We start from the raw sequence: 22,683 nt of genomic DNA, 5'->3' as shown, positions 1-22,683 counted from the left end.
CCCAAATTTTTAAATAGAATTCAACTAAACTATGCTTTTGTATGATTTTGAGCTACGAAAATTTGAGTAACGAAAATCATACTCACGATTTACAAAAAACTGATTTAGTTATGTACAAATTCATTTAACACTCGTGCAGGATAAGTTTTCTTCAGTGAAAAAACTTAAAAATGATGATTTTAAATACTTCACGAACAAGTTTGAGACTATCTGTACGGGCACAGAAGCGCAAATAAAAATTTTCAGCCTAAACTCTTAACGCATCAATAGTTAAGCCATCAACAGTAGGATTATTGCTTTTCTCTAAGTCTCACTAAAAATAAATATTCGTAGCACTGTAAAAGCTAAATATGACTGAATTTATACGCTTTATAGCCAGGAGCAAAATCGTAGATTGTGACGTTATTAAATTATGAGAGCCTGACTTGTTTTCTATAAGAAATGTAAAGTCGCTTAAAATTAAAGATTTCAACAAATAAAAGTAAAATTTCCTCTTTCCTGAAATATAAAGGTTATCGGAGCCCTTTACGCTATTAATACTTTTGACAGATGGCAAACATGGGGTTGGCAACTAGCTGAGAAATTAAGGTTTATCCACAATTACGAAAAATAAACTGTAAAGTTTATTAAATAAAGGCTCATTTAATCAGATGGATTCTATATACTTATCAACACGGAAGAAGAATACTAAATATCGAATCAGTTTGAATTCAGCAGATATTTATTGCTGATTGTTACGGTATAAATGCATTTTTTAGGAGGACAAGTCATGTCTGTGTCAGGAACATCCGATTTAGGAAAAACCTATTCATTATTAATGGTTAAATGCTTTTTAATATGGACGTTCACTTTGGCAGTATGCTTGCTTGTTGTCGGTTTTCCACTTGTAGTTTTAATGGCGACTGTTGGATGTTTACTATCTATTGTTCTGCAATCTGTAATGCCTGTTAGTGCAGTTTTACTAGTAGCTGGTGGTTTAATTTCATTTAATGTGATGGCAGTTCTGATAGGAGCTGGTGTATTAACTGCTAAAGGTATTAATCCTAAAGAAGTTAGCTGGTTAAGCTGGTTGCATGGAGAGGAAGATGAAATGCAAACTACAGTTTATGCAGCTTGTCCTTTGACTTGTAATATCGAATAATTGAATATCCAAATTTAACTATCTGATTACAAATCATCTAACAACAAATTATCAAACAATAAATCATCAGATAACGAATCATCAGACTACAAATTAAAAATTGACAAACAGCGCATCTGCCCGGTAAAACCGGGTTTTTTCATGTTTAATAATTTTTCCATATTTATTTTCATGTCGAAAAAGTTATTACAGGAAATATAAGAGAAGAGGGAACGGGGAACAGCGCAACTAACCCGCGCTTTTCAAAACCCAGGGGGAATAGATTCACAATACAGGAAATGGGAAAATTTTCCTGCGAAGGATCTCTTAAAGTTAATGTAGATGGAAGAATATGAGAAAGATTTCAAATTTTGTGATTGCAAACTATTGACTAATGGCTATGGACTCATAACTATTGAAAGAATTACTGTCGTTCACATGATTGTTAACTAATGACCAATCAAAAGCGCGTTTGTATTATTTTGGGTACTAGACCTGAAGCAATTAAACTAGCGCCGGTAATTCAGGTTTTTCAGAACTATTCTGGTTTTGAAACTCAAGTGGTTTTGACTGGACAACATCGTGAAATGGTTGAACAGGTTATGCAATTGTTTAACCTAAAAGCAGATGTTGATTTAGAAATTATGCAACCCAAGCAATCTTTGAGCGATATCACTTGTCGCAGCTTGCGTGGCTTAGAAGAATTATTCAATACGAATAAACCAGATTTAGTAATAGTTCAAGGAGACACAAGCACTGCTTTTGCTGCAGGTTTAGCAGCTTTTTATCAAAAAATTCCTTTAGGTCATGTAGAAGCAGGACTTAGAACTGACAATTTATTCAATCCTTATCCAGAAGAAGCTAACAGAAGGCTAATTTCTCAAATTACTCAGTTACACTTTGCACCAACGTCTTTAGCTGTAGAAAATCTGAAAAGTTCTGGAGTTTTAGGTGAAGTGTATTTGACAGGGAACACAGTTATTGATGCACTTTTAAATGTTGCAGCGAAAAAACCTGCTTGTAACATACCAGGGTTAGAATGGGATAAATATCGCGTTTTACTTACAACGGTTCATCGTCGAGAAAATTGGGGCGAACCATTACAAGATATTGCTCAAGGTTTTTTACAAGTACTAGATAAAAATCCCGATACAGCTTTATTATTACCTTTACATCGCAATCCTACAGTTAGAGAACCTTTACAAGCACTTTTAGGCAATCATCCCCAAATATTTTTAACAGAACCTTTAAACTATGGCGAGTTAGTTGGAGCAATTATGCGATCGCATCTTCTCCTAACTGATTCTGGTGGTTTGCAAGAAGAAGCACCCAGTTTAGGAAAACCAGTTTTAGTTTTGAGGGAGACAACGGAAAGACCAGAAGCTGTGAATGCTGGTACAGCTAAACTTGTTGGGACTAAACCAGAGAAAATTGCAATGAACGCAACTGAATTATTGAGTAATTCTACTGCTTATGAGGCTATGGCTAATGCAATTAATCCATTTGGTGATGGTTTAGCGTCGGAGCGAATTTTGCAAAGTGTCAGGAATTTTTTATAGGGCTATTTGGTAATGAGTAATAAGTAATAAGTAATAAGTAATGAAGCGTGTAGCTAGCGTCAAGCGTACCGGTTTGGACGCGTCTAAAGACGAATGCACGCGTCTGACGACGTTAGCGCAGCCAATGCCGTAAGGCTTAACCGCAAGAGCTATAGGTATTGCGGGGGGGCGCGACAGCACACAGTAATGAGTAATGTTAGCGCCTAGCGGTAGCGTACCGTAAGGTATTGCGCACAGTAATAAGTAATGAGTAGTAAGTAGTAAGTAATTTCTGACTTCTGACTTCTGACTTCTGACTCCTGACTCCTGACTCCTAACTCCTGACTTCTGACTTCTGACTCCTAACTCCTGACTTCTGACTAAAGATTAATTTGATGATTGTTCTAATAGATACATTTTTTCTGATTAAAATTATGTAAAATTTTGTAGGGTAACAGCAGCGCTATTACCCCACAAACAAACTATATTTCATTCAGTTGAGAATTGCTTCAAGCAATTGTCTATGAATTCATTACTAAGCTTGGTACCTGCTCCTGTGGTTCTTCTTCAGGAAGACCAAGTGTCGAGCGATATAATTTTATATACTGCTCGGCAGATTTATGCCAACTGAAGTTTTCACTCATGCCACGTTTTTGGAGTTCTTGCCATTTCTCCTGATAACGGAAGCCTTCCCAAGCCCTAATCATACAGGTAAACAAATCCAGTGGTTCGTAGCGGTCAAAGCAATAACCCGTACCTAAGTTATTTCTTGGGTCATGATGGGATACTGTATCTACTAGTCCCCCTGTACGACGGACGATAGGTACGCAACCATAACGTAGGGCTAACATTTGACTGATTCCACATGGCTCAAAACGGCTGGGCATTAAGAAAGCGTCAGAACCAGCATAAATTCGACGAGCAATCGCATCGCTGTAAAGCAGATATGTTGCCATGCGTCCGGGATAGCGAGATGCCATTTCCCATAACTGGGTTTCATAAGAACGGTCTCCCGTACCTAACAAAACTAATTGGGCGTCAGTATAAGCCATGAAGCGATCAAGAACTTGTAAGATTAAATCAATCCCTTTTTGTTCTACTAATCGCGACACAACACCAATCAAGAAGGCGTTTGAGTTAACTTCTAAACCAACTTCTTCTTGTAGAGCAATTTTGTTTGCCTGACGTTTGTCTAAAGTATCAGCACTGAAGTTTTGGGCAATCTGCTGGTCGGTTTCGGGATTATATAATTCCGTATCGATACCATTAATAATTCCTGATAACTTACCACTAATAAATGACAGTAAGCCTTCTATGGTTTCGCCATATTCAGGTGTCTTGATTTGTTCGGCATATGTTGGTGATACCGTATTTACCCGATCTGCAAACTGTACGGCAGCTGCCATGGTGTTATGTCCTTGCATGTACCAAGGGCACCAGGTAATTTTCTGTAAATACCAACTCCATGGACCTTGATAAGCCAAGTTATGAATCGTGAAAATGCTGGTAATGTCTGGAGATTGATGCATCCAAACAGGAAGCATTCCCGTATGCCAATCATGACAGTGAATTATTTCTGGTTTCCAGTAATTCCAACAAAATTCTGCCGCACCATTAGAGAATAGAGTGAAACGCCAATCTTCATCGTCTCCAAAATAAATTCGACGCGGCCAAAATGCTGGATGCCCAAACAAATATAACGGCACATCAGTACCAGGTAAAACAGTTTCATAAACTGCAAAATCCTGGAACATGGCGTATCCATGCCAAACAGGTTCGGAAGGAGTTTCCATTTTGTCTGGTAAAAAGCCGTAATAGGGCATGAATATCCGCACATCATGCCCCATTTGTCTCAGAATTTTTGGTAGTGCCCCTACAACATCACCCATGCCCCCAACTTTAGCTATGGGAGCAGCTTCTGCTGCCACAAATAATATACGCATAGTTTCCTGTAGTTTCCCTATTCTGCCCTATGAAAGTAAATGTAACCCAGGGAAAACCCAGGTGCTATATTTCGCGTCTATTAGAACTGTTGTCCAACGGAAATACTTATTTGTTATATCTAAGCACATCTGTTGACACAATAATTCAAGCACCTCGTTGAATTTGGGCAAAAATTTCATTTAAAATTTCTTGGGCACCTTGTTGCCGCAGTTTTTCTGCAAGCTCTGTACCGATACTTTCTGGGTCTTCTGTAGAACCAGTAACAATATCTTTAACGATTTTCTTACCATCAACACTAGCTACGATACCGGTCAAAGTTAAGCGATCACCATCTAATTCGCTGTTAACTCCGATGGGTACTTGACAGCCACCTTCAAGATCCCGCAAGAAAGCTCTTTCTGCTAAACAACGATCACGAGTAGTATTATGTTCGATGGCTTTGAGAAGGGAAATGACTTCTTGGTCACCAGCACGGCATTCAATGCCTAAAGCACCTTGTCCGACTGCATGAAGAGAAACTTCTTTGGGCAAAATTTGATGAATGCGATCGCCCATTCCTAGCCTTTGCAAACCAGCAGCAGCCAAAATCAACGCGTCATATTCACCTGCATCTAGTTTTGCTAAGCGGGTGTTGAGGTTTCCACGTACATCTTTAAATGCTAGATGGGGAAACTTATGACGTAATTGAGCTAGTCTTCTGAGAGAAGATGTACCAATTACTGCACCTTCTGGTAAGGTATCAATTTGCTTATCTTTGTACTTGGTATGTACTACTAAAGCATCAGCAGGATTTTCTCTTTCGGTAATTGCTGCTAATGCCAATCCTTCGGGCAAAGTAGTCGGCAAATCTTTGAGGGAGTGCACGGCAAAGTCAATCTCCCGATTCAGCATTCCAACTTCTAATTCTTTTGTAAATAATCCCTTATCGCCGATTTTAGCCAGCGCGACATCGAGAATTTTGTCACCTTGGGTTGACATGGTGTGAACTTCAAAGTTCATCTCGGGGAAAGTGGTTGCAAGTTCCTTTTGCACCCAACGAGTTTGAACCAGAGCTAATTGACTTTTGCGAGAACCGATGCGAATAGTACGCCTAGCAGTAGAAATAACTGATGTCATAAGGAAATATGTCGAATCAGGAGATAATTTCACTGGATCTAGACTACCTTAGTAAGTGACCTTTCTGGGGTGAAATTTTTCCATTTTCGTCAAGTTTATTGTTTTCTTTAAGTTACATTTTTTCAATAAGTTTTGTGACGTAAAAACTAAACAATAACTTTCATGAATTTATTATTTTTTTGCCAGAAGCAGCTGTTATATTTATGGCTATTTGTAAATACCGAGATGAAAGTTATACTATTAAAAATTTGCAATATCAATGAATAACTAATAGCGAAGAAGAGTAAAAATTTTTGCCAATATGTATGCGTTAATTGATGACGGCAATCATTTCAATTTTTATCGCTAATATAGATTTAATTTAATTAAGAGAAAGAATTTGAAAATAATTTATAAGATATGTAAGTATTAGTTTTCAAGAGTTTTTCATTTAGTTCTACGTATTTATAGTCTTTGCTGTTCAGCAATTAATTGGTATTTTTAGGCTGACGTATTTTTTGCTTCTGATTATTTAGCCTCTAGATAATTTTATTCTAAGTAAATATTTTTACCAACAGAAACAGCGCGTTATACTGCCTGAGTCCAAACAAAGAATAGTTAACTTATGTAAAGCAAAAATACACAAGAATACATAAGTTTATTTGGTTTAGTTGGTCAGTTGTGATGCATTAACTTTAATTAAAATTCTTTAAGTGGGCTTTACAATTAGTACAGAAGAACTAATGAAAGTAACATTAAGTTTTAAATCACGATTTGAATTTACTTATTGAATTTAATTATTTTTGCCCCTGCAGTCCTGAAGAAGTTTTTCTGATTGAAATATTTCTGATTGAAATAACAATTTCTGGATGAAGAGTGTTTGCTACAGATATTTTGTGATTAGTATTACAAAGCACAGATGTATAAGTCTACGTGTAACGGTTGTTTCACAATCTCTAGATACCACTCGATACTGTATTAATTGTGCTATTAGCGTGATGTAACAAAAAAAAATAAGCGAAATTGCTTGTTCATTAGTTAAAAACTTATATATTCCTAAGTTAAAGAGACATTAATGATTAAGGCATAGAGTATAAGCTCAATTATTCTACGTAAATAGCGCTTATTTTTGATATTAAATACACAAGTACATTTCAGGTTTAATAATAAATAGTGATAAGCATCACTTGAGTATGAGCCGCAGATCGCTTCACCTATTTGTTTGTATAAACTAGACTTGCTTAAAGATAAAACTTTTTTATGAGTCAAGTTTATTATATAATTGATACCAAGAGGTTGTAAGAATTACGATGTTAGAAAAATTTTTGCTAGCCCTTAGCCTCACCTTTGCTCTTAACTTATTTATCAAAATTGGTTGGCCTGCTCCTAAAAATATTGGTGATAAAATTAACTCATCGGCACCTGCTATCGTGATTTTGACCCAGAGGAGCAACTGAAAGGTTATTCGGCTTAATAAAAACGATATATTCAAAACAAGTTTGCTGTTTACTTGTTGTTTTACCCAAAACAAGAAACCATCAGAAAAAATTTTTTGAATCTATTCTTGTTGATATATCCCCTAAACCCCAATTATTTAGGGGTTTTTGGATGATAAAAAATTTAGTTCCATTTGTATTGATAAATTTTCAAGTTTTTTTTGAGATATTCAAGGTCCAGATACAAGCTTGCTGCAGCGCGCAATAAATATAGCTATAGCTGCGCTACCTACGGAGCCGCTACTACGGATTAGATCAGTCACGGTAGAGTCCACAGGATATTGAATGAATATTTTGCGATACATATTCGAGTCATAATAATTTTGAATAACATATCTTCAGTCGATATTGCTTGCGAGCATTTGTTATAAAGATAGGCTAAGCTAAAGTGTCAATTTTTATGCTAGTTAATTGAAATTCTACGAAAATATATTGTCATGCTAATAATGAGAAATCGAGTTTTAGCTACGGCTATATTTAGCTTCATAATAACCTTTGCCACAGATGCACAAGCAGCTAATCCCCAACACCTGAGACAGTTAATATCAACGAAAGAATGTCAAAAATGTGACTTGAGTGGTGCTGGCTTAGTAAGAGCAGATTTAAGAGGAGCGAACCTGAGGGGAGCTAACTTAAGTGGAGCGAACCTCAGTCGTGCAAACCTCAGTGGTGCAGATTTAACTGGAGCAAATTTGAGTGCTACCGGTTTATTTGGTGTGAACCTGAGTGCTGCTAAACTTACTGGAGCAAATTTACTAGGTGCTGACTTAAGAAATACCTACCTGATGAATGCAGATTTGGCGGGTGTAGATTTAAAAGGAGTAAACCTGCAAGGAGCAGTTGGGATTCCTTTACAAAGTGCTCAACCCGAGCAGTTTTATGCTTGGGGAGTAGCAGCAGCAGAACAGGGTAACCAACAACAAGCAATTGATTATTTCGAACAAGCGATCGCTGCAAAACCAAATTATGCTGGAGCTTATCTCGCTCGTGGAATTGCTCGCTATCAAATATTTGACCGTAAGGGAGCATTCGAAGATGCGAAGTTAGCGGAGAAAATGTTTACATCCCAAAACAACCAACAAGGTTTGATAACTGCTCAAGCTTTTATTCAAGAACTTCAAGCTCCTTTAGAACCAAAGCTTAATAAAGGAAAACCAAGTTTTACAGATTTTGTCGGTAGTTTAGGCTCTGTGTTACTTCAATTTCTACCATTTTAATTATTTATTATTTTTCAATTTTCATTTATCATTTCCTCCATATCTAATCCCCCAATTCCCAACATGACTATTTCTGATGAATTATGGTCTGCAAATCAAGATTTAGCACAAGCTTGCTTGGAACATCCATTTGTTCGAGGAATTGGTGATGGTAGCTTAGAACAACACAAATTTGCTTATTATGTTGGGCAAGATGCTTTCTTTTTAGAAGCTTTTGCCCGTGCTTATAGTATTGCAGCTGCTAAAGCACCTAATTGGGAAGGATTTACGATTTTTCATGCTCTAACTAAAGGTGTATTGGACGAACTAAAATTACATGAAAGTTATGCAGCTAAATGGGGAGTGGATTTAGATTCTGTAAAACCCACAATCGCTACCCGTCGCTATACAGATTTTTTGCTTGCAACTGCTTGGGGTCAAGATATAGGTGTAACTGCTGCAGCTATGTCTCCTTGCATGGTTTTATATAGCTTTTTAGGTACGGAGTTAGCTTTTAGGGAAGGTGATGCTCCTGATAACCCATATAAAGATTGGGTTCAAACCTACAGCGGTTCTGATTTTCAGCCCTTAGTAAAACAGTTAGAAAATTTAGTCGAAAGTTATGTGGGTAATTCAGCTTTAGTAAATTCTACTTACCGTTATGCAATGCTATGTGAATATGAGTTTTTTCAAGCAGCTTGGGAAGTTAGGAAAATATCTTAGATTATCTAGTAATTTAATGTGAGTAGCATTAATTCGATGAAATGCTTATTAATGCGTGCTTTAAGCGGGTAAAAACTGTCATAATTCAATCCTTACTCCATATAAATTTTTATTAAAAAAAGAATTTGTCCCGAGTTTGTCATTTTTTATGGATATGTTTATATGTAAGCTCAGGAAATCAAGCCCAGAGTTGCAGTATCAATTCTCAGAATAACCTTTATTCTAAAGGGTTTCCTTATAATTATCCTTATAAGGAATATCCTTTTCAAACAGTTAATTCTGTTAAAGGTATCTTGTTTGAGGTTTGGTATATCTGTTCAAATAATTCGGAACTATAAAGAGAGGAATTAAACCATGAACAATAACATTCAATGGAAAAATTCAGTTAATGATATCCAATGGGATAGTCTGATGGTTGAAGAATTTCATGCAAAAGAGCAGACTGCTGCAGTCAATGATGGGAATTTGAATCTACAATTGTGGCGCATTTTATTTTTGTTAACACTTGGTCTTTGTGTTTTTAATAATTTCTAATATCTTCTATAACGCCCTTGATGTCGTACTTTCAGCCTGAAACAATTAATACTAAAAGCTTTATAAGCAGCAATTTTTCCTTCTAAAATTAATTTCAGTTATTACCCTAAGATTCACCCCATATTTTGGTCATTCTGACATTATCGTTGCTAAAAGTGTCATAAAATATATTCCCTTACTTTAAGGAAAATGTTTCCAATAAATAAGTTATGAGAAATTAGTTCTAAGAAATTAATTTCAATAAATTTACTTTCAATAAATTCATAAACAAAAATCTTGGCGCACGTAAGCGCCAAGGTAGAATAGGATTTATTTGAGGGTATTAAGGGACCAATCAAACGAATTGTACAGATGAAATTTTTTCCCGATTATGGGGTGTACTAAAATCAATTTGAGGTCCAACGGGTACAATTGCAGTGGGATTAATTGAACCGTGACTTTGATAGTAATGTCCCTTAATATGTTTGAAGTTTACCGTATCGGCAATTTTGGGAATTTGGTAAAGTTCGCGGGTATAAGCCCAAAGATTTGGATAGTCTACTAACCTTCGCAGGTTACATTTGAAATGTCCAACATAAACTGGATCGAAACGTAGTAAAGTCGTAAAAAGTCTCCAGTCTGCTTCTGTAATTTGGTTCCCGGTCAGATACCGATGAGTTGATAAACATTCTTCTAACCAATCTAAAGTTTCAAATAAAGGATAAATTGCTTCTTCATAAGCTTCTTGAGTAGTAGCAAACCCAGATTTATAAACACCATTATTAACCGTGTGATAAATGCGCTCATTTAAAGCGTTAATTTCTTCCCGCAAAGCTTCTGGATAGTAATCACCGGTTACAGCACCAAGATTATCAAAAGCACTGTTAAACATCCGAATAATTTCAGAGGACTCGTTATTAACAATCGTGTCGGTTTTCTTATCCCATAAAACCGGTACTGTAACGCGTCCGGTAAAAGATGGATTTACTTTTGTATAAATTTGATGGAGAAATTGAGCGTTGTTAATTGGATCGGGGATGGTTCCTTCTCCAGAATCAAAAGTCCAACCATGTTCTCCCATAAACCAATGGACTACAGATACTGAAATCATTTCCTCTAATCCCTTGAGTGCTCTAAAAATTAGAGTGCGATGTGCCCAAGGACAAGCGTAGGATACATAAAGATGGTAGCGTCCCGCTTCAGCTTTAAAACCGCTAGAACCATCTGCTGTAATCCAATTACGAAATTGCGAATTTTGTCTGACGAATTTACCACCAGTTTTTCCTGTGTCGTACCAGCGATCGTGCCAAACTCCATCAACTAATAGTCCCATGGAAGATGCTCCTTTTAATTAGAGTTTTAAGTATTGTGATAAAGCAGAAGAAATAAAAATTTTAGGAAACTAAACTTAGGAAACAGTTAATGCGATCATAATCCTGTCAAACGTAGCATAGAATAAGCGATTGCGACGAGGGGTTAATAAAAGTGGATGCTTAATGCAAATTGACAAGATATTTCTGCTGAAGAATTATTTGTTTATTACCAGACATTCATTTCTGGAGAGGTACCGTGGTACCTCTCTACATGATTTTTGGAGATGTTTTTAACTGTTAGGCTCCGTAGTAATAGCGTTCCTGTATGACTTTCCCATCTTTCCAAACTTGAATACAGGCTTGATTATAAGTGCGCTTACCCCATTCGCTGTGGGTGTAGTCGAGAAACCATTCTGAGATAATCAAATTATCTGCATAAGCAACATTTTTTACTTCTGCACCTCGAAATTCAGATAGCTTAGAAAAGAAATCTAACTCTCGCTGACGATTAGCTTCTTTTCCTACAGTAGGAGGATTACCATTTTCCTGCATTACTACATCTTCTGCATAGTATTTCTCAAATGCATCCATTGCTTTACCTTGAAGTACTAGGTTTTTGATGTCTTCAAATGCAACTTTCAAATCAGTACTCATAAATACCTCGCTAATTGTTGGTGTTTGTAAATGTAGTAAGTAAATGTTTGGGGACAAAGCTATTTGTCACGCTATGGTTTCAAAACTTCTTAGCTTCAAAACTTGATGTACTCAAGAACGCAGACTTTCCCTATCGTAGAAATATATTTTAAATACAGATATTCTAAATACAAACTATTTATTAGACACCGATATAACTAAGATTATCTTTTCACTGATGATTAGCATTGTTTTTTGACAAGAATAGAGTTTTTATATTCCTGTTTGCAGATTGGATTTGACAAAAAGATTTCAATGCTCAAGTACCCAAAGCTTTAAGCATAGGAAGGTACAGCTTAAGAGAATCTAAGTTTATAAAAACGGTGTTTAGCCAGAATTGTTTCAAGCCATATAGTTTGAACTCGAACTATCTCTAAAATTAAGTTAACAAAAAGTAGTTTGAGTGTCAACTATCTATTTAAAAACTTTTTTAGCTCTCAAAAGCGTTGCGCAATCTCGCCAGTAGAACTCGCAAAAGTTCCAATTCAGAAGGGTCGAGGAGTTCGAAACGTTCTTTGAGGTAAGCAATATGAATGGGAAAGACGCGATCAAACATTTTTTCTCCTTCGGGGGTAAGTACGATTAGAAAGCTGCGGCGATCGCTTTCAACGACTTGGCGATAAACTAAGTTTTTGCGTTCTAGTCGGTCTATGACACCGGTCAGGGTTCCTTTGGTAACTAAGGTTTTTTCGGCGAGTTCGGTCATAGTCATACCCTGTGTATTACCCAAAGTGGCAATGACGTCAAATTGACAGGTGGTCAAACCGAGTTTGCGAATATGGGCGTCTGCATAAGAAGCAAATGCTTGATATGTCGCCGCCAATTCACGCATTGTGGGAATGAAAGATGCTTTAGGTGGTTTATTTTGCTCGCTTACCATTAAAGTTGTGGCGATGAATCAATATTAAGTTAGATAATCTAAGTATAAACAATATTTTTGTTCAACTTCTGATTTTTTTAGATTACGTCTAAATGTGATACCCCAAGGGAGTTGCGCGGAGCGATCGCCATAAAAATTAAGGGACTTCTAACAAAAAATATACTACTCGTCAGGGCGCACGTCGGTGCACCCCTACCGGAGAAAATAAGTACTTCTGAATTCTGTTAGCGTAGCGTGCGTGACCCGCAATATCATCTTCTGACTTATGTCCTACGGACACGCATTAACGCAGTGTGACGCGACAGCGTCATAACCTATAGCTGCGCTACCTGCGGATCCGGTACGCTTACGCTAGCCGCTAATGACTTATCTCCTACGGACACGCTTGCGCTAATGACTTCCGCATAGCGGTGCTAGAGGACTTTGCGACGTAACTGTGGAAAAACTTTGGAAACTTTTCCTAACAGGTAATCACCATATGTACCACTAAATTCATGAACGCTAGCATTATCCCAACGTTCTTTCTTGTTGTCTTTTACTTGTCCATTTATCTTGATCGGTTTTACTGGTGCGCTGAAATTTGGATCGAAGAAGAATGCAAATGATAAACGATTATGGTTGGTGGGATTCCAAACTCGATGAGGTGTGGATAAGTAATGTCCTCCTGTAATCCGATCCAACATATCTCCAATGTTGCACACAAATGAGTTAGGTATGGGAGGAGCAGCTATCCACTGAGATTTTATTTTTACCTGTAACCCTCCTGACATATCTTGTCTGAGAATTGTTAGCATTCCATAATCGGTGTGCTCTCCAACTCCCCAACTAGATTCAGTTTCGGGGTTTAGTGAAGGTGCAGGATAATTGAAAATCCGGAACAGTATCAAAGGATCTGAAGTGTAATGTGTGGCAAAAAAGGATTCTTCCAAACCAAGACTGAGGGAAATTCCGGTCATGAGGGAATGTCCTAGGCGTGTCATTGCTCCCGTATAATTAAGTACCAATTCTCGCATTTGCGGTATGTTGGTTGGAAAAAGGTTAGAACCATGTAGTGGAGTACCAGCTTTCACTAGAGCATGATCGTCTTGAAGCTCAGCACCAAAGTAGATTCCTTCCTTGATATCTGGTTTACCAGATGTGAGTTCACCACCGACAGGGAAATATCCTCGCCAAGCTCTACCTCCACGGGACATATTTATTTGCTGTTTTGTCTCAATATCTTGGGCGAAAAACTGATGGCTGACTTTTTCTAATTGCTGTTGGAGTTCTTCGTCTACTCCATGACCAATAATGTAAAAGAAGCCGTACTCACGACAAGCATGTCCGATTTTAGCTGCAACTTCATGAGGATTTCCTGTTCCTGATACCAGATCGCTTACATTGATAACTGGAATATCCAAATCACTACTTTGTGGCATATGTTTTATCTCCACTAATGTGCGATTATCGCTAAAATTTTTATTCTCTTTCTACCTAATAATGACGGTCTTAAGCTGTTGTGCATTAAAAATGTACAACAGCAAGTCAAAAGTAAAAAGTCAAAAGTCAAAATTGAAGAAAGTTTGAGGCTTCGCCATCGAATAGAATGATGTACAAATTAGATGCGTAACAACTTATATTACTATCTGCAGTTTAATCATCAATATTACAGGAGCAAATTCCAAGTTAACTACAGGTTAATTCTAGTTTGGTTTTAGATCGATATATGGATAAAAAATCGTCAACATCTCCCTTCTTTGTATTGCTTTCGATTAGATTGACTTACTAGATTTTTTCAGTCTGTTTTAATGAAATTCTCAGTTTAATCTCATCTGTAATAAATTTATTGATCTCAAAATAGGTTAGTAGTTAAAATGACTACTCCATATTCCAGAATATAAGAAAAAACAAGCACATTAAACAAATTATTATTGGCAATTTAGCTTCGAATATGACTTAATCTCACAACAAACGGAATAACCATACTCAGTTTTATAGCTTTCACTTTTGTTTCGCATTTTCCCACAAAAAATACCCTTCAAACAATGAAAACACTTTGTAATAGCTTGGACAATATTCTGGTAATTATTCCTGTACTTAATGAAGAGGCTACCATCGCCAAAGTCGTAAAGTCTTTACAGTCCTATGGTTTAAAAAATATCCGGGTGGTGGATAACGGTAGCACAGATCGGAGTATTACCAAAGCGATCGCAGCTGGTGCGCAAGTAGTTATTGAAACTATTCCCGGTTACGGTAGTGCTTGTTGGCGAGGTTTACAACAATTACCGCCAGATATTGACTGGATTTTATTCTGTGATGCTGATGGTAGCGATGATCTGACTCAACTTCCTCAGTTTTTTGCTAGACGCGAGAAGTTTGACATGATTATGGGTAACCGTCGTGCAACTGATGCTGGTCGAGCAGCTATGACTCCAGTACAAAACTTTGGTAATTGGTTAGCGACTTTCCTAATTGGCTGGGGTTGGGGACATTGGTACCATGACCTGGGACCGCTACGTTTGATTAGCCGTTCCGCTTTGGATAAAATCCAGATGGAAGATCGAGGCTTTGGTTGGACGGTGGAGATGCAAACAAGGGCAGTAGAATTAAGATTACAGACCTGTGAATTACCCGTTGACTACCGTTATAGACAGGGTGGAAAGTCCAAAATTTCCGGTACCCTATCAGGTAGTATTAAAGCAGGAATAGTTATTCTGAGCACTATTGGCAAATTATATCTGCGTCGCCTACAACAGGGAAATTGGAGATATAGGATAAATAGGAGCAAAAAAAAATTTTATCACCGTTCATTGGTTAAACTCAAACGCATTTTATTGGTACATTTTTCGGTTAACTAGTTTTTATTCTTTATCGCCGCTCCTATAAATAATCCCATCTATCGAAAATCCCACATAATTATCGACATTCCTCCTAAATGAGCGACCCAAAATTCAAATTTTCAAACCTCAAAATTTCAAATCTCAAACTTTCAAATCTTAAACTTTCAAACTTCAAAATTTCAAACTTTAATATTTCAAGCTCCAAAATAGAATCAATTTTTCTTTATTTAAGTGCTCTTTTGTTACTACTAGGTGCTGCTTATATCATTCCCTACGGCGACTTTCGCCAGCCCGGAAATGTTTGGCAATTTTGGCTTGGTATCGGTGTGATGAGTTTGGGTTTTGCTCTGTCTTGGATGCTACGTAAAGTTAGTGGTATCTGGTTTTGGGGAGTCGCTATTTTGACAAGATTGTTGCTGATACCCATGTACCCAGGGGATGATGTGTGGCGTTACCTATGGGAAGGATATATCCAGAATCTTGGTTTTAGTCCTTATGAGTTTGCACCCAATGCAGCAGAACTAGTTTCTTTCCGTACTGAATGGTGGTCCCAGATCAATCACCAAGATGTTTCTGCAATCTACCCACCAGTGGTTCAGTTGGGTTTCCGTACTTTAGCTGCAATTACTCCCGCTGTAGCTCTATTTAAGTCAGCATTCATCTTGGCTGATTTAGCAGTTTGTTGGCTCCTAACTCGGAGATTTGGCTTTGAAAAAGCAATACTCTATGCTTGGAATCCTCTGGTTATCTACTCGTTTGCTGGAGGTGCCCATTATGACACCTGGTTTATTTTACCCTTAGTTGCCGCCTGGTTAGTTTTTGATTATTCAAGCAAAAGTGCTCGTTGGATGTGGAGTTCTTTGCTACTTGGGATTAGTGTAGCGGCTAAATGGATGTCTTTACCGATTTTAGGTTTTCTTACATGGCGAGCTTTCCGCGAGGTAAGTATAAAAAAAGCTGTGGTTGTTTTGCTCTGGGGTTTTTTACCCTTTTTGCTTAGCGCTATCCCATTTTGCCACACAGGACAATGTTTATTAATTCCCACAGGCTCAGTTTTTGTTTCCCATGGTCGTAGTGCAGAGTTTATTCCCCATTTAGTTGCTCAAGTTTGGGAACCTTCTCTGAAAGCTAATTGGATTTATATAATTCCCTTGGCTTTAGCTTGTGTTCTTTTGCTTTTGCGATCGAGAAATTTCCGACAATTTACTGAGTTATATTTTTTTGCTCTCCTGAGCTTATCACCAATTATCCATGCTTGGTATTTTACTTGGTTGGTTCCCTTCGCAGTCATCGTTGGTAATTGGGGAGTACGTTTGGTTAGTATCTCTACTTTTGTTTACTTTGCACTACAGCATCGCAAGGCTTTGGGAAATCATGATTGGCGTTTAACTAGTAAAGAGAGATGGTTGCTGTGGTTACCTTTCATCTTGGGTTGGTTATGGACAACTTGGAGATTATTAGTTGATTACAATTCGACTGAACTCGCTACTTCTGAGCATGTTTTACAAGATTCAGAATCTTCTTCTTAAGGGTGAATTTACAACTTTGACTTAATTTTTATCGTGAATTTTAATCGTGTTCTCACTGAATACTCATTTTTATCTGTTTTACTAAGTATATGTTAATACTACGTTCTTAATAATTCAAAATTTAATACTTCAAAAGTGAAGGAAAACCATAATCTCAGCTTTTCTCACTTAATATCCACAACACTGATATCGACAAATCTATTAACCAAATACTAGATTTCCAGAATCAAAAAGTGTTTTCACGTCAAATATCTCAGAACTTATACCAATTTGGAAAAATAATGAGACAGATAGATTTTGTAGAGACGTTGCAGAGCCTGCGGCGTCGGCGTTAGCCTCTGCAACGTCTCTACCGGAGAATCTGTTGCAATGATTTATTGAATTGGTATTACGCACGGACAACATAGCTACAGTCATTACGACGATAGGTTAGCGACAGTGTTTCCGCAAGGAAATAGTCATCTCAAACCTTCATTTTTAGTTAACGAGTGCGTAAGTCCTACATCTAAGAAACTTGCAAGCCAAAAAATATACTAATTATCAGGGTATACGTCTCATTAGGGCGCACGTCGGCGTGCCCCTACAGCCAACAGATACAAATCTAATTTCTACTAATAGAAGTTGAGGGAAAATTCAGGAGTTTAAGTTTTTTATACTAATAAATTAACAATGACTAAATTCAATCGATTCTTTATTTTATTTCCCACATTAATCATACTTACTGGATGTGGGGGGGCTATACAATCTAGTCAAACCAACCAAGAATCTACTCAGGTACAAGCATCGAATGTTTCTGCAGCACAACCCTTGGATAACAAAAACTTCGCCGATGTCTTGAAAACATATGTAGATGAGCGAGCATTAGTTAACTACCAAGAATTACAGAAAAATCGGCAACAATTAGACAAATATAATGCATCCTTGGGTGTTGTTTCTGCTAGTACTTTTCAATCTTGGAGTGAAGCCGAGCAAATTGCTTTTCTAATCAATGCTTATAATTCTTTTACTTTAGAATCAATTATCGATCAAAAGCCGCTCAAAAAGAGCATTCGTGACATTTTTGGTGTCTGGAAGCTAAGGAAATTCAATGTCGCTGGTGAATCTAAAACCTTAGATAATATCGAACACAATACTTTACGAACTAATTATAATGAACCACGAATTCATGCAGCTTTAGTTTGTGCTGCAATCAGTTGTCCTCCCCTGCGCAACGAACCATATACAGGGGAAAAACTCGACGCTCAACTCGATGACCAGACTCGTCAGTTTCTTAATGGTCCCCACGGTTTCCGGATTGATCGCACAGAAAATAAGGTTTATCTTTCTTCTATCTTTAAGTGGTTTGGTGAGGATTGGAAGAAAACCTATGGTGTGGATGGGAAGTTTACTGGTAATGATAATGAAAGGGCTGTGTTGAATTTTATCAGTAAATATGTGAGTTCAGAAGATAAGGAATATCTTGTCAAAGGTAACTATAAGGTTGACTACTTGAATTACGATTGGGCACTTAATAAACAGTAATACTAAGTCCGGGCTAATTACCCCTTTTTAGAATGAGAGAGCAAAGTGTGGGAGGTATGGGAAGTCTGGGGGGAAATCCCAAAAAATATAAAGGGGTTTTAAAAATCAGATTTGGTATAAGTAATTAATTCTCAATGAGAATAATTTAAAACAAGTAAGGGCAAAAATTTATTTCCAGGTGAAAGTACGTCGATAAGCACGAGATCACCATTACCACTTTACCAACGTGCGATCGCTAAGTACCCAGATAAAATTAATTATACATTTGTCATTTAGTCACCGGTGCAGATACCTTAGTGCGAAGTAAAATCACCCAACCAATAGCGATCGCTAAAAGACCGATACCGAGAAAACTTAAATCCCAAGCTAGTTGATGAGCGCCGGGTCTAACATGATGAATCTGCAAAATGTGATGGTTAATAATCCCCTCAACCAGGTTGAAAAGACCGGCACCAATAGTAAAAGATCCAATGAAAATAGGAGTAGATTTGGGTACATCATCTCTTTTAACCGCAAGCCAAAGTGTTACAATCCCGGCAATGGTCATTAGCCAATCAAAGGCGTGAAAAAATCCATCTCCAATTGTGTTCAATTCGAAGCCATTAACGGTTTGGCTAGTTTCAATATTGGTAAACATATGGTGCCATTGTAAGATTTGATGAAAGACAATACCATCAAAAAATCCACCTTGACCAATACCGAGTAAAATTCCCGCAATTATCAAGGGACGGCGATTGAGGGGTCGAGTGTTTTGTGCTTCCATTTCCACTTCGATGATTAACTAAGAAGGCAAAAGATGTTTTCTTGCTTTCTACCCTATTTCATTTTTAATTTAGTAACGGTTTAAGAAGAACGATCTGCACCAATAACTCCTATCTTGTGGCGGAAAGATAACTCTCCACCATACCAACCGCCAATAGAGAGCAGTCAAAACAACCACTTAACTAAGGATTAACGATATTTTCGATAGTTGATTTAATCTTGTCGCCGGCTTCTTTTAGCTTTTGTCCGACTGGATTTTGTTCGTGAAGAAAAACGCGAGCGCAATTACGCCCGGGCATTCCGGAAATTGAACCGCCTGGATGCGTTCCAGCACCAGTTAAGTAAAGACCTTCCAAGGGTGTTTTGTAATTAGCAATCTCCGGTAAGGGACGGAAAAATATCATTTGGTCCAGGGTCATATCAATGTGGTAATAATTACCTTTGTAAGCTCCTAAACGCTCGCCTAATTCCGCTGGACTTTCCACGCGACGGGCAATGATGGCGTCTTTTACATTGGGAGCATAATCAGCTAATTTATCAATTACGCGATCAGCTACTTTATTTTTCAACTCATCCGTCCAACCCGTACCCTTCAAACCAGTTCCCTCTTTTCCTGCAATTTGGTAGGGAGCAAAAAATTCAATCCACAGAGTATGTTTGCCTTCAGGTGCCATGGAAGGGTCTAATACTGTTGGTACATCAAGATACATCGAAGGATTTTCGTCGGGAATCTTGCCCATTGAGGGTAAGGCGTGGGCTTCTTCAACATGATTTACCGAGTCAGCAATTAAAACCGAACCCATTAGATATTCGTCTTTATGGTCGAACCGCTCAAAACGAGGTGCTTCAGATAAGGCACAATCAATTTTGAGAATAGTTTCATTATTGTTAACAATGCGCCGTTCGAGTCGTTCGTATAAATTAGAGTCTGCTGCATCAGTAGCTGCTTTAGGGACCATTTGTAAGAATAATCGCTTGGCATCAATATTGGAAATTACAGCTTTGTTTGCGCGATACTCCTGTCCTGTTGCAGTCCTCACACCTTCGACTCGACCGCTATTACCAATTAAAACTGTCTCCACTGAAGCGTTGCATAAGACAACTCCACCCTTATCTCTAACCAGATTTAGCAGCGCCCTAGTCAACGCCCCAGTACCGCCACGAGGTCTCGCCATACCTGGGTTGTGTCGCATTGACATCATCATTGAGCCAATACCGATGGTTTTTTGAGAAGGAGGCGCGCCAAATTCAGCAGCTAACCTGGCTAAAGGAGCGCGGAGAAATTCCGAATCAAACCAATATTCCAAACTATCTTTGGGAGAAGTAAGCATGGTGCGGATTAAATCCAAGGTTTTATCTACACCGCCCAGGGTAGACAAAAGGTCTTGAATATTTCCTAGACCGTAGTTACCCGCAATATCAACCACTGATTTAGGAGGAGCGTTAAAAACAGGAGTAATTCCTTTAGTCAGGCGTTGCCAAAAATCAATAAATTCTCTGTACTTTTCGGCATCCCTTTGATTGAAGCGAGCAATAGCGGCGCAAGTTTTTTCTACAGATTTATGGGCTAAAAAATATCTACCGTCGGGATGAGGACAAAAGGTAACGGGGTCGCAGTAAAGGTACTCCAAGCCATACTTAGCTAAGTTTAGTTCTTCAACGACGGGACCAAGATGAATAAATTCATGATCGATAGCGCAGAGGTTGAATTTAAAGCCAGGAGCTTCTTTGGGCATTGCTTCTTCGGTTGTCGCCCCACCACCAGGAATGATTCGTTTCTCTAGTAGTAAAACGCTGTAGCCTTCCTTGAGTAGGTAAGAGGCACATACTAAGCCGTTATGACCAGCACCAATAATAACAACATCGTAAGCTTGCATTAGCTGATTCTTTAATAATAAAGTAATATTTTTTATATTAAGAAAGCTAAACAGATACTATATCTCTCCGAAGAAATAAGACTTTTAATCACCTGATTGAAATCAAACTAAGCCGTTTGATATTTCTAAACTTCGATACAAAAAATATGCCGTTGCAAGTTCGATGAGGGCTTCGTTACCACCTAAATAAAAAAGTAATTCATAATAATAATATTTACACTGAACTTATTCTTGATATTTGACTCCAGCAAGCAAACCCTATGAGTAATCAACCAAACGCTGAACAAATTCTGCAAAATATTTTTCAGAATGTGAAGGTCGGAGGAGATTTAACTACGGGAGATATTACTCAAATTGGCAGTTTGTTTGTTGTCACTCCGGACAACCCAAAGAAAATCGAGTTTGCCAAAAAACTGGTTGCGATAGAAGTATTGTCAAATATATCTAACCTAGATGCACGAATTGGATTTGTAGAAGAGTCCCTAACCGAAGATACATTTCAAGGACAATTAGCAATAGTTCGTAACAAGATTGCTCCTGCTTTAGAACAAACAGCATCCTCAAGCTACAATCGGCTGATTTTACAGCAAACAGTTGCTTCGTTGCGACAAGCTCTCAATAGTCGTCCACTCAAAATAGAATCCGCCACACCCCTAGTTAATATTTTCACTGAGAGCGCTTTAAATGCTGAACTAGTGAGGTATTTTTATAATCACCTTATTGACGTGCAGGATGTAACGGAATCTTTACTTAGAGTAGTTTCTGATGCTGCATCAAGTAATTTTGACAATGAAACAATGCTCAACTACTACAAGCATAGAATTAGTCTGGAGATTAACAGACTCAAAAATCGTTCAGAGATTACCCATTTATCTGGGTTACGGGTTCTAAATAGTCTGGATATTAATCTATCGGACGTAAATATAGAATTGGGAACGTTGATTTATTTGCAGCCACATCAACTTGTAAATGACATTGAAATAGAAACTTTTCTGGAAAAAAGTATTAGGAAAGCTGAACAATTACTATCAGAACGTCAATCTTTGCTTACGGAAGGTAAGGAACTTTTGAGTAAAGCATTACAAGAGTACGAAGATATTAATAAGTTACTGGAAATTAAAGCAACCGATACTTGGAGTGAAGTAGTTGGAAAAGCAATCTCTCTTCGTCAGCTAGGTAGAACAACCGAAGCTGTGGCTGCTTTTTATCGCTACGGTGAAATTTTTTCAGCAACAGATCCTACAGCGAAACGCTATTCGCAAACAGCACAACAGTTTACAACTCAACATCAAAATTTTGGTGTTCAAGGAGGTGTTTACATCTACGAAATGGTCGATGGAGGAAAAGCGATGCTAGCTGGAATTGCTGTAGGCGATATTGTAATTGACTATGCTGGACGAAGTATCAAGGGAATGGATGACTTGGTGTGCGCTTTACGAGATGCGCTTACAGGTGAACTCGTACGAATCACTTACTTGCGAATGCAAGATGATGGAAATTTCATTCGCAAAACCCAAACAATAGTTCATGGAGTACTTGGTGTAGGTTTTGTACCTATATAGTGTAGATTTTAAAATCTCGAAAATATCAATAGACCTGTCCGGAATATTAACTTGGTGCCAAAAAAATGGTAGAACGGAGTTTTCACCGTCTACCAAAATGAA

Annotated in this window: 18 protein-coding genes; 9 read left to right on the top strand and 9 right to left on the bottom strand. The window is 37.8% G+C overall.

What is annotated here, in order from left to right; all coding sequences use genetic code 11:
- Positions 1 to 769 precede the first annotated feature (769 nt).
- A complete protein-coding gene (locus tag BC008_RS17795; protein ID WP_027844283.1) occupies positions 770 to 1,141 on the top strand; it encodes a hypothetical protein in 372 nt (123 codons plus the stop codon).
- Positions 1,142 to 1,572: 431 nt separating this feature from the next.
- Positions 1,573 to 2,679, top strand: a complete 1,107-nt coding sequence (wecB, locus tag BC008_RS17790) for a non-hydrolyzing UDP-N-acetylglucosamine 2-epimerase (protein ID WP_027844282.1) — start codon at positions 1,573 to 1,575, stop codon at positions 2,677 to 2,679.
- 500 nt (positions 2,680 to 3,179) lie between these two features.
- On the opposite strand, the gene glgA is transcribed toward wecB, so the two are convergent.
- Positions 3,180 to 4,601, bottom strand: coding sequence for a glycogen synthase GlgA (gene glgA / locus BC008_RS17785; RefSeq protein WP_027844746.1), 1,422 nt, complete (start codon positions 4,599 to 4,601; stop codon positions 3,180 to 3,182).
- Positions 4,602 to 4,746: 145 nt separating this feature from the next.
- Positions 4,747 to 5,718, bottom strand: a complete 972-nt coding sequence (gene hemC, locus BC008_RS17780) for a hydroxymethylbilane synthase (protein WP_027844747.1) — start codon at positions 5,716 to 5,718, stop codon at positions 4,747 to 4,749.
- A 1,921-nt stretch (positions 5,719 to 7,639) separates the two neighbouring features.
- On the opposite strand from hemC, the gene BC008_RS17775 reads away from it, so the two are divergent.
- The 3 genes from BC008_RS17775 to BC008_RS17765 all read left to right on the top strand — a co-directional run bounded on the left by BC008_RS17775 (position 7,640) and on the right by BC008_RS17765 (position 9,646).
- Positions 7,640 to 8,410: a pentapeptide repeat-containing protein gene (locus BC008_RS17775; protein ID WP_027844748.1), complete on the top strand. Its 771-nt coding sequence runs from the start codon at positions 7,640 to 7,642 to the stop codon at positions 8,408 to 8,410.
- Between the two features lie 63 nt (positions 8,411 to 8,473).
- Complete coding sequence (locus tag BC008_RS17770; protein WP_027844749.1) at positions 8,474 to 9,112, top strand: TenA family protein; 639 nt, start codon at positions 8,474 to 8,476, stop codon at positions 9,110 to 9,112.
- A 354-nt stretch (positions 9,113 to 9,466) separates the two neighbouring features.
- Positions 9,467 to 9,646, top strand: coding sequence for a hypothetical protein (locus BC008_RS17765; protein WP_027844750.1), 180 nt, complete (start codon positions 9,467 to 9,469; stop codon positions 9,644 to 9,646).
- 334 nt (positions 9,647 to 9,980) lie between these two features.
- On the opposite strand, the gene BC008_RS17760 is transcribed toward BC008_RS17765, so the two are convergent.
- The 4 genes from BC008_RS17760 to BC008_RS17745 form a co-directional block, all read right to left on the bottom strand.
- Positions 9,981 to 10,958, bottom strand: a complete 978-nt coding sequence (locus BC008_RS17760) for a glutathione S-transferase family protein (RefSeq protein ID WP_027844751.1) — start codon at positions 10,956 to 10,958, stop codon at positions 9,981 to 9,983.
- 277 nt (positions 10,959 to 11,235) lie between these two features.
- A complete protein-coding gene (locus tag BC008_RS17755) occupies positions 11,236 to 11,592 on the bottom strand; it encodes a nuclear transport factor 2 family protein (RefSeq protein WP_027844752.1) in 357 nt (118 codons plus the stop codon).
- Positions 11,593 to 12,061: 469 nt separating this feature from the next.
- Positions 12,062 to 12,511: a MarR family winged helix-turn-helix transcriptional regulator gene (locus BC008_RS17750; protein WP_027844753.1), complete on the bottom strand. Its 450-nt coding sequence runs from the start codon at positions 12,509 to 12,511 to the stop codon at positions 12,062 to 12,064.
- A gap of 413 nt (positions 12,512 to 12,924) precedes the next feature.
- Positions 12,925 to 13,929: an isopenicillin N synthase family dioxygenase gene (locus BC008_RS17745; RefSeq protein WP_027844754.1), complete on the bottom strand. Its 1,005-nt coding sequence runs from the start codon at positions 13,927 to 13,929 to the stop codon at positions 12,925 to 12,927.
- Positions 13,930 to 14,535: 606 nt separating this feature from the next.
- Here BC008_RS17745 and BC008_RS17740 point away from each other — a divergent pair.
- Both BC008_RS17740 and BC008_RS17735 read left to right on the top strand, forming a co-directional pair.
- Positions 14,536 to 15,348 carry a glycosyltransferase family 2 protein gene (locus tag BC008_RS17740; protein WP_058183740.1) on the top strand — a complete coding sequence of 271 codons (813 nt, stop codon included), beginning with the start codon at positions 14,536 to 14,538 and terminating at the stop codon, positions 15,346 to 15,348.
- Between the two features lie 221 nt (positions 15,349 to 15,569).
- The gene (locus tag BC008_RS17735; protein WP_058183754.1) at positions 15,570 to 16,859 is read left to right on the top strand and encodes a hypothetical protein; all 1,290 of its coding nucleotides are present in this window, start codon (positions 15,570 to 15,572) and stop codon (positions 16,857 to 16,859) included.
- Positions 16,860 to 17,060: 201 nt separating this feature from the next.
- Here BC008_RS17735 and BC008_RS49535 read toward each other — a convergent pair whose 3' ends face one another.
- Positions 17,061 to 17,276, bottom strand: a complete 216-nt coding sequence (locus BC008_RS49535; protein ID WP_161938129.1) for a hypothetical protein — start codon at positions 17,274 to 17,276, stop codon at positions 17,061 to 17,063.
- Between the two features lie 252 nt (positions 17,277 to 17,528).
- On the opposite strand from BC008_RS49535, the gene BC008_RS17730 reads away from it, so the two are divergent.
- Positions 17,529 to 18,380: a DUF547 domain-containing protein gene (locus tag BC008_RS17730; protein WP_027847085.1), complete on the top strand. Its 852-nt coding sequence runs from the start codon at positions 17,529 to 17,531 to the stop codon at positions 18,378 to 18,380.
- 268 nt (positions 18,381 to 18,648) lie between these two features.
- Here BC008_RS17730 and BC008_RS17725 read toward each other — a convergent pair whose 3' ends face one another.
- Together BC008_RS17725 and crtO are read right to left on the bottom strand one after the other, a co-directional pair.
- Positions 18,649 to 19,143: a DUF2243 domain-containing protein gene (locus tag BC008_RS17725; RefSeq protein WP_027846615.1), complete on the bottom strand. Its 495-nt coding sequence runs from the start codon at positions 19,141 to 19,143 to the stop codon at positions 18,649 to 18,651.
- Positions 19,144 to 19,324: 181 nt separating this feature from the next.
- Entirely contained in the window at positions 19,325 to 21,019 is a 1,695-nt protein-coding gene (crtO, locus tag BC008_RS17720; protein WP_027846616.1) for a beta-carotene ketolase CrtO, read from the bottom strand.
- A gap of 260 nt (positions 21,020 to 21,279) precedes the next feature.
- Here crtO and BC008_RS17715 point away from each other — a divergent pair, with 260 nt between their 5' ends.
- Complete coding sequence (locus BC008_RS17715; RefSeq protein ID WP_027846617.1) at positions 21,280 to 22,581, top strand: PDZ domain-containing protein; 1,302 nt, start codon at positions 21,280 to 21,282, stop codon at positions 22,579 to 22,581.
- The last annotated feature ends 102 nt before the right edge of the window (positions 22,582 to 22,683 follow it).

Origin of the sequence: Mastigocoleus testarum BC008 (genome assembly GCF_001456025.1) — a bacterium.
GTDB classification, from domain to species: Bacteria; Cyanobacteriota; Cyanobacteriia; order Cyanobacteriales; family Nostocaceae; genus Mastigocoleus; species Mastigocoleus testarum.
This window is presented reverse-complemented; position numbering and strand designations above follow the sequence as displayed.